We start from the raw sequence: 15,543 nt of genomic DNA on the forward strand, positions 1-15,543 counted from the left end.
CGCCAAACCACGAAGACATCCGCAGGAGTCGTTCCCCCATGACCGATATCGTGATCACTGCCGCCAAGCGCACGCCGGTTGGCAGCTTCCTCGGCGCCTTCGCCGCCACCCCCGCGCACGAGCTGGGCCGCATCGCGATCGAGGCGGCGCTCGAACAGGCCGGCGTCAAGGGCGAGGAAGTCAGCGAAGTGATCATGGGCCAGGTGCTCACCGCCGCGCAGGGCCAGAACCCGGCGCGCCAGGCATCGATGGCCGCGGGCGTGCCCAAGGAGGTTCCCGCCTGGGGCGTCCAGCAGGTCTGCGGCTCGGGCCTGCGCGCCGTCGCGCTCGCCGCGCAGGCGGTGGCCACCGGCGACGCGACGATCGTCGTCGCCGGCGGGCAGGAGAGCATGTCGATGTCGACGCACGCCCAGTCGCTGCGTCCGGGCACCAAGATGGGCGATCTCAGCCTCGTCGACACGATGATCAAGGACGGCCTGACCGACGTGTTCAACGGCTATCACATGGGCATCACCGCCGAGAACCTCGCCGAGCAATATCAGGTGACCCGCGGCGAGCAGGACGAATTCGCCGTCGCCAGCCAGAACAAGGCAGAGGCCGCACGCGCTGCGGGCAAGTTCCGGGACGAGATCGCCCCGGTGACGATCAAGGGCCGCAAGGGCGACACCGTGGTCGCCGATGACGAATATATCCGCGCCGGCGCCACGGTGGAGGGCGTCGCCGGGCTCCGCCCCGCCTTCAAGAAGGACGGCACCGTCACCGCCGCCAATGCATCGGGTCTCAACGACGGCGCCGCGGCGCTGGTGGTGATGAGCCGCGAAGAGGCCGAGAAGCGCGGCGCGCCGATCCTCGCGCGGATCGCCAGCTGGGCATCGGCCGGCGTCGATCCGTCGATCATGGGCATCGGCCCGGTGCCGGCGTCGAAAAAGGCGCTGGAGAAGGCCGGCTGGAGCATCGCCGACCTCGATCTGATCGAGGCCAACGAAGCGTTCGCCGCGCAGGCGCTGTCGGTCGGCAAGGAGCTCGGCTGGGATGCCGACAAGGTCAACGTCAACGGCGGCGCGATCGCGATCGGCCATCCGATCGGCGCCTCGGGCGCGCGCGTGCTGACCACCCTGCTCTACGAGATGCAGAAGCGCGACGCCAAGAAGGGCCTCGCGACGCTGTGCATCGGCGGCGGCATGGGCATCGCAATGTGCGTCGAGCGCGACTGATCACGCACGACCGCCGCGCCGGGGCTCAGGCCGCGAGGTGGAGATAATCGGGCTGAAAGTCCGCCGCCTCCTGCATCCGCGGCCAATCGGCGATGCGGATCTCGCGGCCGGCGCGCGCGATCAGCCCTTCGTCGGCGAGCTGGCGGAGCATTCGGTTGACATGAACCGAAGTCAGCCCGGTGGCGTCGCCGATATCCTCCTGCGTCATCGGCAGGGTGAACTGCGCGGGTGAGCCGAGCCCGGCCGCCTCGCACTTCGCGGCGAACTCGCAGAGCATATGGGCGATGCGCATCCGCGCATCGCGCCGGCCGACATTGAGCACCCATTCGCGGAAGATCGACGCATCGACGAGACAGTCGCGCCACAGCGCCTTGCCGACCTCGGGGCGCTCCTCGATCAGCCGGCGCAAATCGCGCATCGGGAAGAACACGACCTCCGCGTCGGTGATCGTCTGGACGTTGTGATCGGCCTTCTCGAACAGCAGATGCTGGATGTCGAGAATGTCGCCGGCGACATGGAACGAGACGATCTGCCGGCCGCCGTCGCTGGCCAGCTTGTGGCGGCAGGCATAGCCTTCCACGAGCAGGCAGCATTCGGAGACCAGCTGGCCGCTGCTGATGATCGTGGCACCGGCACGGAAGCGCTGGGGGCGGAGCGGAAGCGACTTGATGCCGTCCAGCTCCTCGGCGCTCAAACTGTTGAGCATCGCCAGCTTGTGAAACAGGGCTCGATAGGGGTCGGCCCGAGAGGAAGCCATCGCCCACTCCATCCAAGGTTGATCCGGAGCAGCCAAACGTTCGAACGGAAATTGGTTTCCAGAATTGATTCACATCAAGGCGTCGACGGCCGATTCCAGACGCGATCGAACCGCGGCCCGAGGCCGGTGATCAGTTCATATTGCGAGAGCCCGCTCAGCGCCGCGGTCTCGGGCAGGGCATAGTCGATCGCGACCCAATCGCCCTCGCCCAGCCCGGGCGCCGCGTCGACCGCGATCGCGATCATGTCCATCGACACGCGGCCGATCACCGGCAGCGCGGTTTCCCCCACTCGCACGCTGCCCTTGCCCGAGAAGCAGCGTAGATAGCCATCGGCATAGCCGAGATTGAGGATCGCGACCTCGGTGTCGCGCGGCGCGGTGAAGGTGGCGTTGTAGCCGACGATCTCGCCCGCGCGCACCCGCCGGCGCTGGATCACCTGCGCCTCGGGCGTGGCGACCTGCCGGATCGGCGCATGCTCGGGACGCTGCCGGCCGCCATAGAGCGCGATCCCCGGCCGGGTGAGATCGAAGGCATAGTCACGACCGAGCGCGATCCCCGCCGAATTGGCGAGGCTCAGCCGCCGCGCCGAGGTCCGCCCGCGCAATCCCGCGAGCGCGGCGCATTGCCGGGCGTTGCGCGGCACGTCCTCGTCGGCGCAGGCGAGATGGCTCATCAGCGTCTCGATCTCGAGCCCGTCGAGCAGCCCCGCGGCGACATCGTCGACCGCGACGCCGAGCCGGTTCATGCCGGTATCGACCATCACGTCGCACGCGCCGCCGCCGGCCGCTCGCCAGCGCTGCACCTGCGCGACGGTGTTGAGCACCGGCCGCGCATGCGCCGGGCGATCCGCCATGTCGGCGTCGCGCACGCCGTGGAGCACCGATACCGGCACGCCGAGATCGGCGAGCGCGCGCGCCTCGCTCCACACCGCGACGAAGAAATCGCGGCACCCCGCCCCGGCCAGCCGCTGCACCACCTCGCGCGCGCCGAGGCCATAACCGTCGGCCTTCACCGCCGCGCCGCACGCCGCGTCGCCGCCCATGTCGCGCAGCAGCCGCCAATTGGCGACCAGCGCATCGCCGTCGAGGCGCAGCCTCAGGGGAGAACCAGTCATGCCAGCGCGGTTAGCGTCTGCGCGCGGCGTGCGCCACCGTCTCCTTGAGACCCCAGGCGGTCACCGCCAGCGCCATCGCCACCACCGCGAAGGTGTACCACAGCCCGGCATAGGGATCGCCGGTGCGCGCGACGATGTACTGGCTGATCAGCGGCAGGAAGCCGCCGAAATAGCCGGTGCCGATATGATAGGGGATCGACATCGAGCTGTAGCGGATCTTCGACGGGAACATCTCCGACAGCAGGGCCGCGACCGGGCCGTAGGTCGCCCCCGACAGCGCCATCAGCGCGAGCACCGCGAGCATGATGATCGCGATGTTGCCCGCCGGCGGGACGATCGGCGTGAGATCATAGCCCGCCGCCGCCAGCGCCGCGTCGAGCCCCGCCGGGCTGGTGTCGGCGACCGGCTGGCGGCCGATCGACACGGTCACCGCCGGAGTGCGGCTGGTGGTGTAGGCGATGCCCTTTTTCGAGAAATAGTCGAGCAGCTGGCCGCATTCGTCGATCTGCTTCGCCGCGAAGGGATCATAGCGGCAGGCGGGGCCCGACACGATCACCGGCGCGCGGCGCGCCGCCTCGGCCAGCCCGGGATTGGCGGCGCTGCCGATCACCCAGAAGAGCGGGAAGAGCAGCGCCAACGTCAGCGCATAGCCCGCGACGATCGGGATCTTGCGGCCGATCCGATCGGAGAGATGGCCGAAGAACAGGAAGAAGAACAGCCCGACGATCGCCGAGGCGCCGGTGATCAGCTGCGCCGCGGTGGGATCGAGCCGCATCGGCCCCTGGAGGAACGACAGCACCGAGAACATCGAGGTGTACCAGATGACGGTGAGCCCCGCGGCGATGCCGAACAGCGCGACGAACAGCCGCTTGCCGTTGCCGGGATAGGTGAAGCTCTCGATGAAGGGATTGGCCGCGGTCTCGCCGGCTTCCTTCATCGCCTTGAACACCGGGCTCTCGGAGAGCTTGAGCCGCATCCACAGCGAGATGGCGAGCAGCAGGATCGAGAACAGGAAGGGCACTCGCCAGCCCCAGTCCGCCCAGACCTCGGCGAGCGCGAAGCGCGCGATCAGCACCACCGCGAGGCTGAGGATGAAGCCGCCGACCACGCTCGCCTGGATGAAGCTGGTGTGGAAACCGGCGCGGCCGGGCGGCGAATGCTCGGCGACATAGATCGCCGCGCCGCCATATTCGCCGCCGAGCGCGAGGCCCTGCGCGATGCGCAGCAGGATGATCAGCACCGGCGCCGCCATGCCGATCGCGGCATAGCCCGGCACCAGCCCGACGCCGGCGGTGGCCACGCCCATCAGCGTGATCGTGACGAGGAAGGTGTATTTGCGCCCCAGCTTGTCGCCGAGATAGCCGAACAGCACCGCGCCGAGCGGCCGGAAGCCGAACCCGACCGCGAAACCCGCCCAGGCGAGTAGCGTCTGGAGCACTTCGTTGCCGGCGGGGAAGAAGGTGCGCCCGATGATCCCCGACGCGGCGAGCGTGCCGTAGATGAAGAAATCATACCATTCGAACACCGTGCCCAGCGACGACGCGCTGATCACCAGCCGCATGTCCTTTGCGCTCGGTTCGGCCGCTGCACTGGCCATTGCACCCCTCCCTGTTTGCAGATGGTGTAGCGCGCCCGCGCGCGGCGGCAAGGCCGGCCTTGGAACCCGCGCGCCCGATCCCCATTTTACCGATAGTTCAATGTGATAGCCGGACTCACGCGATGGCGAACGGATGGGCGCAAGATGGCGCCGTGCAGGATCAGATCGACGATACCGTGGCCGATGCGGTGCTGACTGCCCGCGCGCGCATGCCCTCGGGGGCGAGCGCGCGCTGGTGCGCGGTCTGTGGCGACGACATTCCCGAGGCGCGCCGCAGCGCGCTGCCCGGCGTGCGCACCTGCGTGCCCTGCCAGTCGGGCCGCGACGCCACTATCCGCGGCGCGGGGATCAACCGGCGCGGCAGCAAGGACAGCCAGCTGCGGTGACGCCGCCTTAGGCCGCCAGCCCTTCGAGCGCCTCGCTCGCTTCCATCCACGCCGCCTCGGCGGTGTCGATCCGGTCGCTGAGTTCGGAGCGGCGCTTCATCAACTCGGTCATGCTGAGCCTGGTCAATGCCGCGTCGGCGGTGGCAGGATCGAACATCGCGCGCTCGATCGCGCTGCGCTGCTCGGTCAGCTTCGCCAATTCGGCCTCCGCCGCCTTGGCCGCCTTGCGCAGCTCGGCGCCCTTCTCGCGCGCCTCGGCGGCGAGGCGGCGCGCCTCCTTCTTGTCGGCCTTGCTCGCCTTGGGCGCCTGCCCCTCCTTGCTCAGCACGAAGGCGATATAATCGTCGAGCGACCCGTCGAACTCCTTCGCGGTGCCCTGATCGACCAGCACCAGCCGGTCCGCCGTCATCTCGAGCATGTGGCGGTCGTGGCTGACCAGCACCACCGTGCCGGTATAGTTGTTGAGCGCCTGGATCAGCGCCTCGCGCGCGTCGACGTCGAGGTGGTTGGTCGGCTCGTCGAGGATCAGCATGTGGGGAGCATCGCGGGTGATCAGCGCCAGCGCCAGCCGCGCGCGCTCGCCGCCCGAGAGCTTGCCGACCTCGGTTGTCGCCTTGGGCCCCGAAAAGCCGAACCGGCCGAGCTGCGCGCGCACCGCGCTCTGGCTCGCCCCCTTCATCAGGATCGTCATGTGCTGGAGCGGCGTCTCGGTGCGATCGAGCTCCTCGACCTGATATTGGGTGAAATAGCCCACCCGCATCTTGCCCGATGCGTTCATCGCGCCTTCCATCGGGGTGAGCTGCGCCGCGAGCAGCCGCGCGAGCGTGGTCTTGCCGTTGCCGTTGCGCCCGAGCAGCGCGACCCGGTCGTCGGGATCGATCCGCAGGTTCAACCGCTTGAGGATCGGCGTCTCGCCATAGCCGACGGTCGCAAGATCGAGCGTGATCAGCGGCGGACGCAATTCGTCGGGATTGGGGAAGTCGAAGCTCAGCGTCGGATCGTCGACCAGTTCGGCGATCGGCTGCATCTTCGCCAGCGCCTTGATGCGCGATTGCGCCTGCTTGGCGGTCGAGGCGCGCGCCGAGTTCTTGGCGATATAGGCCTGGAGATGCTCGCGCTGCGCCTGCTGCTTGGCGCGTGCCGAGGCGAGCTGCGCCTGGCGCTCGGCGCGCTGGCGCTCGAATGCGTCGTAGCCGCCCGGATAGAGCGTCAGCTTGCCGCGATCGAGGTGGAGGATGTGATCGACGACGTTGTTGAGGAAGTCGCGCTCGTGGCTGACCAGCAGGATCGTCGCCGGATAGGATTTGAGGAAGTCCTCGAGCCACAGCACCGCTTCGAGGTCGAGGTGGTTCGAAGGCTCGTCGAGCAGCAGCATGTCGGGCTGCGAGAACAGCAAGGCGGCGAGTGCCACGCGCATCTTCCAGCCCCCCGAGAAGCTGTCGAGCGGCTGGTGCTGCATCTCCTCGTCGAAGCCGAGGCCGACGAGGATCTGCGACGCACGCGACGGCGCGGTATAGGCGTCGATCGCCATCAACCGCTCATAAACCTCGCCGAGCCGATCGGGATCCTGACTGGTCTCGCTCTCCGCCAGCAAGGCAGTGCGCTCGACATCGGCCTCGAGCACGGTCTCGAACGGCGTGGCGTCGCCGTGCGGGGCTTCCTGCGCGATATAGCCGAGCCGGGCGCCGCGCGGCATCTCGACGCTGCCATTGTCGGGCTCGAGCTGGCTGGCGATCACCTTGACGAGAGTCGACTTGCCCGCGCCGTTGCGCCCGATCAGCCCGATCCGCCCCTTGGGCGGCAGCTTGGCGGTGGCGGCGTCGATGATCGTGCGCCCGCCGAGGCGCACCGTGATGTCGGTCAGGTTGAGCATGATCCGCGCCGCCTAGCACCGGACTCGGATTCTCCCAAGTCCTTCGCACCTGCACCATGAGGATGGCCAAAGCGCGCGGACGGCCTAAGCTGCTTTCCGGCGGCCGATTCGGTCGCGCAACGAAGAGGTCCGGTATGCGCTTTCTCGCTGCATTTTCGCTCCTCCTTGCCTTCGCATCGCCGGCCCGGGCGCAGGTGCCGGACTTTCCGCCCGCGTTCGAAATCCGCGAGATCCCCGCCAACGGCACCACGCTGCACGTCCGTATCGGCGGCAAAGGCCCGGCGGTGCTGCTGCTCCACGGCTATGGCGAGACCGGCGACATGTGGGCACCGCTCGCCGCGACGCTGATGCGCGACCATCGCGTGATCGTCCCCGATCTGCGTGGCATGGGGCTCTCCGCGGTCGCGCCCGGAGGCTATGACAAGAAGACGCAGGCGGCCGACATGGCGGCGCTGCTCGACTCGCTGAAGATCGATCGCGCCGATCTCGTCGCACACGATATCGGCAACATGGTCGCCTATGCGTTCACGATGCAGCATCGCGCCCGCGTCACCCGGCTGGTGCTGATCGATGCGCCGATCCCGGGGATCGGGCCGTGGGACGAGGTGCTCAAGAACCCGCTGGTCTGGCATTTCCGCTTCGGCGGGCCCGACATGGAGCGGCTGGTCGCCGGGCGCGAACGCATCTATCTCGACCGCTTCTGGAACGAATTCTCCGCCGACCCCGCGCATTTCGACGAGGCCTCGCGCGTCCATTATGCCGCGCTCTATGCGCTCCCCGGCCATATGCACGCCGGTTTCGCGCAGTTCGCCGCCTTCGATCAGGACGTGATCGACAATCGCGGCTTCCTTGCCGCCGGGGGCAAGCTGGCGATGCCGGTGCTCGCGCTGGGCGGCGAGAAGAGCTTCGGTCCGATGATGGCGACGATCATGCGCGCCTCCGCCACCGACGTCACCGAGGGCATCGTCCCCGCGTCCGGCCACTGGATCATGGAGGAGAACCCGCAGGCGACGGTGAAGCTCGTGACCGGGTTCCTCGCGGCGAAATAGCGCGCGGCCCGGCGCCGGCTTCATGCCGACACCGGAAAGCGCGACCGCCCCTTCGCCTTTGCACGGCGATGCCCTATGCGCCTGCGGAGTCACGGAGGACCGGATGATCGAGGGTTCGTGCCATTGCGGCGGGGTGCAGTTCCGGCTCGACGGGCCGATCGACGCGCTCACCACCTGCGATTGCTCGCTCTGCGCGATGCGCGGCGCGCTGATGGCCAAGGTGCCCGAGACCGCGCTCGAAGTGACCGCGGGCGAAGCGCTGCTCACGCTCTACCAGTGGAACACCCATCGCGCGCGGCACTATTTCTGCAGCCGCTGCGGCATCTACGTCTTCCACCGCAAGCGCGCAGCGCCCGATCATTTCGGCGTCAACGCGCGCTGCCTGCACGATTTCGATCTGGCTGCGGTCCCGGTGCACGCCACCGAGGGCGCGAATATGACCGTAGAGGACCCCGACCCGCGCGATCGCTGGCCCGGGCCGCGCGTCGCCCGTGCGGACCCCGCCCCCGGCTAATCGCCCGAGGCCACTGGATCCCCACCCCTCCCTGTCCCGGACCGGCGGTGACTTTCCATGTTGGAAAATTATCACTTGCCAATGCGGAAAGTCATGGATATCCCTTTCCATATTGGAAAGGGAGATTCTACGATGCCCGATGCAGCCGAGGCGCGCGACGCGCTTGACCGGATCGACGCCAGCCGCGCCCAACTCGCGCTCGCCGCAAATTGCCCGCCTGCCCGCCACCTCGCCTTTGCGGGGGTGATGGGCGCGCTGGTCCTGTCGCCGCTGGCCGGCCCCTATCAGATCCTCACCCTCGCGCCGATCGCGCTGGCGGTGGCGCTGATCGTGCAATGGGATCGGCGGCGGCTGGGCATGTTCATCAACGGCTATCGCCGCGGCAAGACGCGCCTCGTCACCGCCGGGCTGCTGCTGCTGATCCTGCCGGTCTATTTCGCCAGCTTCTGGCTGGCGTTCGAGGCGAAGCTGGTCTGGCCCTCGATCCTGCTGGCGGCGGCCGCGACGCTGATCAGCTATGTCGGCAGCACGATCTGGCAGCGCGTGTTCCGCCGCGAGATGGGGCTGGCGGCATGAGCGCCCCCGCCTTCGATCCGGTGATCCACCCGCCGACGCGGCTCCAGGTGATGGCGGTGCTGGTCAATATCGACGAAGCCGAGTTCGCCACGCTGCGCGGCATGACCCAGGTCAGCGATTCGGTGTTGTCCAAGCATTTGGCGGCGCTGGTCGAGGCCGGCTACGTCAAGCTGCGCAAGGCGACGACTGCCGGCCGCCAGCGCACCTGGGCCGGCGCGACGCGGGCGGGACGCGCGGCATTCGCGCGCCATGTCGACGCGCTGAAGCAGCTCGCCGGCCTTGCCGAAGCGCCGGCGCCGCTCAGTCGAGATTCGGCCGCAGCCAGCGGGTAGCCTGCTCGACGCTCACGCCGCGCCGAGCCGCATAATCCTCGAGCTGATCCTGCCCGATCCGCGCCACGCCGAAATATTCGGCCTGGGGATGGCCGAAATAGAAGCCCGACACCGCCGCAGTGGGCAGCATCGCGAAGCTCTCGGTGAGCGAAATGCCGGTGCGGCGGTGCGCGTCGAGCATCTTGAACAGGATCGGCTTGAGGCTGTGCTCGGGGCAGGCGGGATAGCCCGGCGCGGGGCGGATGCCGCGATACTGTTCCTTGATCAGCGCTTCGTTGGTGAGCTGCTCGCCCTCGGCATAGCCCCAGAGCGAGGTGCGGGTGAAATGGTGGAGCCGCTCGGCGAATGCCTCGGCGAGACGATCGGCCAGCGACTTCAACAGGATGTCCGAATAATCGTCGATCGCGTTCTTGAAGCGCGCGAGATGCGGCTCGATGCCATGGATCGACACTGCGAAGCCGCCGAGCCAATCGCCATCGGGATCGATGAAATCGGCGAGGCACATGTTCGCCCGCCCCTCGCGCTTGGCGATCTGCTGGCGCAGCATCGGCAGCGTGACATGCTCCTCGTCCTCGACATGGACGATGATGTCGTCGCCCTCGCGCGCGCACGGCCACAGCCCGACCACGCCGCGCGCAGTGAGCCATTTCTCGTCGATGATCTTGTCGAGCATCTTGTTGGCATCGGCGAACAGCGAGGTCGCGCTCTCGCCGACCACCTTGTCGTCGAGGATCGCCGGATAGACCCCGGCGAGCTCCCATGCGCGGAAGAAGGGCGTCCAGTCGATATATTGGCGCAGGTCCTCGAGGTCCCAATCGTCGAACGCGTGCACGCCGGGCATGCGGGGCTTGCCGGGCTTGAGCGCCATGTCGGCCTCGAAGGCGTTGTCGCGCGCCTTTTCGATCGGGAGCAGCTCGCTCTGGCCGCGGCCGGCGCGGGCCTGGCGGACCTGCTCATATTCTGCCGCGACCCTGGCGACATAGTCGTCGCGCTGGGTGTCCGAGACGAGCGCGGTCGCGACGCCGACGGCGCGGCTGGCGTCGAGGACGTGGACGACCGGGCCGGTATAGGCCGGCTCGATCCGGAGCGCGGTATGGACGCGGCTGGTGGTCGCACCGCCGATCAGCAGCGGCATCTTCATGCTCGACCGCTCCATCTCCTCGGCGACGGTGACCATCTCGTCGAGGCTCGGCGTGATCAGGCCCGAAAGGCCGATCATGTCGGCATCGTTCTCGTTGGCCGCCTTGAGGATGTCGGACCAAGGCACCATCACGCCGAGGTCGACGACCTCGAAGCCGTTGCACTGGAGGACCACGCCGACGATGTTCTTGCCGATATCGTGGACGTCGCCCTTGACGGTGGCCATCACCACCTTGCCCTTGCCCTTGGCGCCGGGCTCCTTCGCCGCCTCGATGAAGGGCAGAAGATGCGCCACCGCCTTCTTCATCACGCGGGCGGACTTGACCACCTGCGGGAGGAACATTTTGCCCGAGCCGAACAGGTCGCCGACGACGTTCATCCCGTCCATCAGCGGGCCTTCGATCACTTCGATCGGGCGCGCGAAGGCCTGGCGGCACTCCTCGGTATCCTCGACGACATATTGGTCGATGCCCTTGACCAGAGCGTGCTCGAGCCGCTTGGCGACTTCCCAGCCGCGCCATTCGGCCGCCTGCTTCTCCGCCACTGCATCGGTGCCGCGGAAGCGCTCGGCCAGCGCCACCAGCCGCTCGCCGGCATCGGGGTCGCGGTTGAGGATGACGTCCTCGCAGGCGGTGCGCAGCTCGGGCTCGATCTGGTCGTAAACATCGAGCTGGCCGGCGTTGACGATCGCCATGTCCATGCCCGCGGGAATGGCGTGATAGAGGAACACCGAGTGCATCGCCTTGCGCACCGGCTCGTTGCCGCGGAACGAGAAGCTCAGGTTCGAGAGGCCGCCCGAGATGTGGACGTGCGGGCAGCGCGCCTTGATCTCCCGGCATGCCTCGATGAAGTCGACGCCATAATTGTTATGCTCCTCGATCCCGGTCGCCACCGCGAACACATTGGGATCGAAGATGATGTCCTCGGGCGGAAAGCCGATCCCGACGAGCAGCTTGTACGCCCGCTCGCAGATCTCGACCTTGCGCTCCTTCGTGTCGGCCTGGCCGACCTCGTCGAACGCCATCACCACGACCGCGGCGCCATAGGCCATGCACTTGCGCGCATGCTCGAGGAACTGGTCGACGCCTTCCTTCATGCTGATCGAATTGACGATCGGCTTGCCGCTGACGCACTTCAGCCCCGCCTCGATCACGTCCCATTTCGAGCTGTCGACCATCACCGGGATCCGCGCGATGTCGGGCTCGGCCTGGATCAGCTTGAGGAACGTGGTCATCGCCTCGTGCGCGTCGAGCAGGCCCTCGTCCATGTTGACGTCGAGCACCTGCGCGCCGGCCTCGACCTGCTGCAGCGCGACTTCGACCGCGGCGGCATAATCCCCCGCCATCACCAGCTTCTTGAAGCGGGCCGATCCGGTGACGTTGGTGCGCTCGCCGATATTGACGAAGCTGGTGGAGGAGGCGGTGGTCGAAGTCATTATCGTTCCTAATTCCTCCCCCGGAGGGGGAGGGGGACCAGCCGCAGGCTGGTGGAGGGGTAGCTATCCGCGGGCGGCGTCGCTTGTGGAGAGCTACCCCCTCCACCGGCTTCGCCGGTCCCCCTCCCCTTCCAGGGGAGGATTGAGTGGTTACGCCGCCATCGTGAACGGCTCGAGCCCGGCGAGCCGGGTCCGCACCTCGGGCGTCGGCACCGGCCGTGCCGGCAAATCCTTCACTGCCTCGGCGATCGCTGCGATATGCGCCGGCGTCGAGCCGCAGCAACCGCCGAGCACATTGACCTGCCCGGCATCGGCCCATTCCTTGACCAGCCCGGCGGTCGTCGCCGGCGCCTCGTCATAGGCGCCCAGCTCGTTGGGCAGGCCGGCGTTCGGATAGACCATGATCAGCGTGTCGCACAGGGCGCTCAGCGTCTTCACATGCGGCCGCAACTGCTCGGCACCGAACGAGCAGTTGAGCCCGATCGTCACCGGCTTCGCGTGGCGCACCGCGTGCCAGAAGGCCTCGACGGTGTGCCCCGAGAGATTGCGCCCCGAGAGATCGGTCAGCGTCATCGACAGCATGATCGGCAGATCGCGGCCGAGATCATTGCCCGCCTCGATCGCCGCCATGATGCCGGCCTTGGCGTTCAAGGTGTCGAACACCGTCTCGATCAGGATGAAATCGACTCCGCCCTCGACCAGCGCGTCGATCTGCTCGCGATAGACCTCCTTGAGGTAATCGAAGTCGATCTCGCGATAGCCGGGATCGTTGACGTCGGGCGACAGCGACAGCGTCTTGTTGGTCGGCCCGAGCGCGCCGGCGACGAAGCGCGGACGCCAGATACCATTTTTGGCATCCTTCGCCTCGAACTCGTCGGCGATCGAACGGGCGAGCTTCGCGCTCTCGACATTGATCTCGCGGACGAGATGCTCGGCGCCGTAATCGGCCTGGCTGATCCGGTTGGCCGAGAAAGTGTTGGTCTCGGCGATGTCCGCCCCGGCCTCGAAATAGGCGCGATGGATCGAGGCGGGCACCTCGGGCTTGGTCAGCGCGAGGATGTCGTTATTGCCCTTCTGATCGTGCGAAAGGCCGAGATCGCCGGCATAGGCGGCTTCCTCGAGCTTCCAGTTCTGGATCTCGGTGCCGAACGCGCCGTCGGTGATCAGGATGCGCTTCTGCGCCTCGGCCAGCAGTTTCTCGCGTGCAGTCATTTCAACTTCCCTTCGTCACCCCGGCCTTGTGCCGGGGTCCACGGTGCCGGAGCGCGACAGCGGCGCGGCTCCTGCTTCAACTTCACCACCATCGCCAAACGGGCCGGTGGACCCCGGCACAAGGCCGGGGTGACGCCCCATCAGGCCGCCACCAGCGCCGCGCCGACCTTGGGCCGCAACCCGAGCAGATGGCAGATCGCGTAGCTCAGCTCGGCGCGGTTGAGCGTGTAGAAATGGAACTGGCGGACATCGCCGGCATAGAGCTTGCGGCAGAGCTCGGCGGCGAGCGTCGCGGCGACGAGCTGGCGCGCGGCGGGATGCTCGTCGAGCCCCTCGAACAGCTTGCCCATCCAGGCCGGCACCGCAGTGCCGCACATCGCCGACATGCGCTGGACGCTGGCGAAGTTCATCACCGGCATGATCCCCGGCACGATCTCGGCGGTGATCCCCGCCCTGGCGGCATCGTCGCGGAAGCGGAAAAAGGTCTCGGGCTCGAAGAAGAACTGCGTGATCGCGCGGGTCGCGCCGGCGTCGATCTTGGCCTTGAGATTGTCGATATCGGCGCCCGGATTCGGCGAATCCGGATGGCATTCGGGATAGGCCGCGACCGAGATCTCGAACGGATGGAGCTTGCGCAGCCCCGCGACGAGATCGGCGGCGTTCTCATAGCCGCCCGGATGCGTCGCATAGCGCTCGCCGGCGCGGGGCGGATCGCCGCGCAGCGCGACGATGTGGCGCACGCCCGCCGCCCAATATTCCCGCGCGACCTGATCGATCTCCTCGCGCGTCGCTTCCACGCAGGTGAGGTGCGCCGCGGCGGGGATCGCGGTCTCGCGGGCGATGCGCGCGACGGTGTTGTGGGTGCGCTCGCGCGTGGTGCCGCCGGCGCCATAGGTGACGCTGACGAAGCGCGGGCCGAGCGGGGAGAGCGTCTGGATCGACTCCCACAGCGTCTCTTCCATCTTCTCGGTCTTGGGCGGGAAGAATTCGAAGCTCACTTCGATGTCGCCGGCCACATCCGCGAATAGCGGGGCGGCCAGCGGGTCCACGATACTCATGCCGCCTTCACTTCCTTCGATTCCACGCCGGTCTTGCGACCCAGCCATAATTTGACGGTGAGCTCGCCGCCCTCGAGCGTCTCGACCAGCACCGGCGCGAGCCCCGCGGCGGCGAACCAGCCGAGGATCTGATCGTCCGAGAAGCCGAGCCGGGTATGCGCGTCGCGCGAGCGCAATTCCTCGCGGTCGTGCGGGGCGAAATCGACGATCAGCAGCCGGCCGCCGTCGCTGAGCACGCGCGCCGCCTCGCCGATCGCCGCGCCGGGCTGCTGGGCGAAGTGGAGCACATGGTGCAATATAGCCGCGTCGGCACCGCCATCGCCGAGCGGCAGCGCATAAAGGTCCGCCTGGCGCAGCTCGGCATTGGCGAGGCCGCGCTCGGACAATTTGGCGCGCGCGAGGCGGAGCATCTCGGACGAGCGATCGATCCCCAGCGCGGTCTCGGCAAGCGGGGCGAACAGCTCGAGCATGCGGCCGGTGCCGGTGCCGATGTCGATCAGGCAGCCGAGCTTCGCATCGCCGAGCGCGCGGGCCATCGCGCCCTCGATCTCGCTGTCGGCGACATGGAGCGAGCGGATCGCGTCCCATTCGCCGGCATTGGCCTCGAACCATTCGGCCGCGGCGCTGGCGCGATCGGCGCGCACCGCGGCGAGCCGGGCCTCGTCGGCGATCGTCCAGTGATCGGCCTCGCTCCAGCTGTCGAGCGCGGCGAGGATCGGCTCGACCTTGGCATGCGCGCCGAGGGCGACGAACACCCAGCTGCCTTCCTTGCGCCGCTCGGCGAGCCCGGCGTCGCACAGGATCTTGACGTGGCGGCTGACCCGCGGCTGGCTCTGCCCGAGCACCTGCGCGAGCTCGCCCACCGACAGCTCCATCGCGCGCAGCAGCGCGACGATGCGCAGCCGCGTCGAATCGGCGAGGGCGCGGAAGATGGCGAGGGCCTGGACCATTGGGAATATAGATATAAAGATATCTTTATATCAGGTCAACGCAGTTGCGCCCCCGGCCCGTGCTGGCTAGCCCTGAGCCGGCTGAACCAGAGGATGACTCCATGCGCAAGACCCTGTTGCTGCTTCCCGTTGCCCTGCTCGCCCTCTCCGCCTGTGGCGGCGCGAAGAACGAAGCCGCCGAAGCCAATGAGACGATCAGCGGCGACAGCAACACGATGGCCGAGGCGGTGAGCGACGTGAACGCCGCCAATGCCGCCACCGAGGCCGCGTTCACCGAGGCCGAGAACGGCTATACCGGCAATGCCGCCGACGCCGGCAACGAGATCGAGGAATAA

At 67.9% G+C, this 15,543-nt stretch carries 15 protein-coding genes; 7 read left to right on the forward strand and 8 right to left on the reverse strand.

Translation table 11 applies throughout. From position 1 onward, the window contains the following. The first annotated feature begins 38 nt into the window (after window positions 1-38). Window positions 39-1,214 (forward strand): acetyl-CoA C-acetyltransferase, encoded by a 1,176-nt coding sequence (locus tag E5A74_RS14105; RefSeq protein ID WP_135986048.1) that lies wholly within the window; start codon window positions 39-41, stop codon window positions 1,212-1,214. Window positions 1,215-1,239: 25 nt separating this feature from the next. On the opposite strand, the gene E5A74_RS14110 is transcribed toward E5A74_RS14105, so the two are convergent. The 3 genes from E5A74_RS14110 to E5A74_RS14120 all read right to left on the reverse strand — a co-directional run bounded on the left by E5A74_RS14110 (window position 1,240) and on the right by E5A74_RS14120 (window position 4,683). Further along, window positions 1,240-1,971 (reverse strand): Crp/Fnr family transcriptional regulator, encoded by a 732-nt coding sequence (locus E5A74_RS14110; protein ID WP_135986050.1) that lies wholly within the window; start codon window positions 1,969-1,971, stop codon window positions 1,240-1,242. Between the two features lie 74 nt (window positions 1,972-2,045). Then, on the reverse strand, window positions 2,046-3,086 hold the full coding sequence (alr, locus tag E5A74_RS14115; RefSeq protein ID WP_135986052.1) for an alanine racemase: 1,041 nt from the start codon (window positions 3,084-3,086) through the stop codon (window positions 2,046-2,048). Window positions 3,087-3,096: 10 nt separating this feature from the next. Beyond that, a complete protein-coding gene (locus tag E5A74_RS14120) occupies window positions 3,097-4,683 on the reverse strand; it encodes an MFS transporter (protein WP_240699818.1) in 1,587 nt (528 codons plus the stop codon). Between the two features lie 122 nt (window positions 4,684-4,805). On the opposite strand from E5A74_RS14120, the gene E5A74_RS14125 reads away from it, so the two are divergent. Beyond that, window positions 4,806-5,069 carry a DksA/TraR family C4-type zinc finger protein gene (locus E5A74_RS14125; RefSeq protein WP_135986054.1) on the forward strand — a complete coding sequence of 88 codons (264 nt, stop codon included), beginning with the start codon at window positions 4,806-4,808 and terminating at the stop codon, window positions 5,067-5,069. Window positions 5,070-5,076: 7 nt separating this feature from the next. Here the strand turns inward: E5A74_RS14125 and E5A74_RS14130 are convergent, their stop codons facing one another. Then, entirely contained in the window at window positions 5,077-6,942 is a 1,866-nt protein-coding gene (locus E5A74_RS14130) for an ABC-F family ATP-binding cassette domain-containing protein (RefSeq protein ID WP_135986056.1), read from the reverse strand. 134 nt (window positions 6,943-7,076) lie between these two features. Here E5A74_RS14130 and E5A74_RS14135 point away from each other — a divergent pair, with 134 nt between their 5' ends. The 4 genes from E5A74_RS14135 to E5A74_RS14150 all read left to right on the forward strand — a co-directional run bounded on the left by E5A74_RS14135 (window position 7,077) and on the right by E5A74_RS14150 (window position 9,413). Next, on the forward strand, window positions 7,077-7,991 hold the full coding sequence (locus E5A74_RS14135) for an alpha/beta fold hydrolase (RefSeq protein ID WP_135986058.1): 915 nt from the start codon (window positions 7,077-7,079) through the stop codon (window positions 7,989-7,991). A 103-nt stretch (window positions 7,992-8,094) separates the two neighbouring features. Next, a complete protein-coding gene (locus E5A74_RS14140; protein ID WP_135986060.1) occupies window positions 8,095-8,505 on the forward strand; it encodes a GFA family protein in 411 nt (136 codons plus the stop codon). A 132-nt stretch (window positions 8,506-8,637) separates the two neighbouring features. Continuing rightward, window positions 8,638-9,081: a hypothetical protein gene (locus tag E5A74_RS14145; protein WP_135986062.1), complete on the forward strand. Its 444-nt coding sequence runs from the start codon at window positions 8,638-8,640 to the stop codon at window positions 9,079-9,081. Next, complete coding sequence (locus E5A74_RS14150; RefSeq protein WP_135986064.1) at window positions 9,078-9,413, forward strand: transcriptional regulator; 336 nt, start codon at window positions 9,078-9,080, stop codon at window positions 9,411-9,413. The genes E5A74_RS14145 and E5A74_RS14150 overlap by 4 nt, the downstream gene beginning before the upstream one ends. On the opposite strand, the gene metH is transcribed toward E5A74_RS14150, so the two are convergent. The 4 genes from metH to E5A74_RS14170 form a co-directional block, all read right to left on the reverse strand. Further along, window positions 9,382-11,988 carry a methionine synthase gene (gene metH, locus E5A74_RS14155; protein ID WP_135986066.1) on the reverse strand — a complete coding sequence of 869 codons (2,607 nt, stop codon included), beginning with the start codon at window positions 11,986-11,988 and terminating at the stop codon, window positions 9,382-9,384. The genes E5A74_RS14150 and metH overlap by 32 nt on opposite strands. Window positions 11,989-12,138: 150 nt before the next feature. Beyond that, the gene (locus tag E5A74_RS14160) at window positions 12,139-13,200 is read right to left on the reverse strand and encodes a homocysteine S-methyltransferase family protein (RefSeq protein ID WP_135986068.1); all 1,062 of its coding nucleotides are present in this window, start codon (window positions 13,198-13,200) and stop codon (window positions 12,139-12,141) included. Between the two features lie 140 nt (window positions 13,201-13,340). After that, entirely contained in the window at window positions 13,341-14,258 is a 918-nt protein-coding gene (metF, locus tag E5A74_RS14165) for a methylenetetrahydrofolate reductase [NAD(P)H] (RefSeq protein ID WP_206365871.1), read from the reverse strand. Then, the gene (locus E5A74_RS14170; protein ID WP_135986070.1) at window positions 14,255-15,208 is read right to left on the reverse strand and encodes an ArsR/SmtB family transcription factor; all 954 of its coding nucleotides are present in this window, start codon (window positions 15,206-15,208) and stop codon (window positions 14,255-14,257) included. Before E5A74_RS14170 ends, metF begins: the two co-directional genes overlap by 4 nt. A gap of 101 nt (window positions 15,209-15,309) precedes the next feature. Between E5A74_RS14170 and E5A74_RS14175 the strand changes: the two genes are divergently transcribed. Next, entirely contained in the window at window positions 15,310-15,543 is a 234-nt protein-coding gene (locus E5A74_RS14175; protein ID WP_135986072.1) for a hypothetical protein, read from the forward strand.

The organism is Sphingomonas naasensis, from assembly GCF_004792695.1.
GTDB classification, from domain to species: Bacteria; Pseudomonadota; Alphaproteobacteria; order Sphingomonadales; family Sphingomonadaceae; genus Sphingomonas; species Sphingomonas naasensis.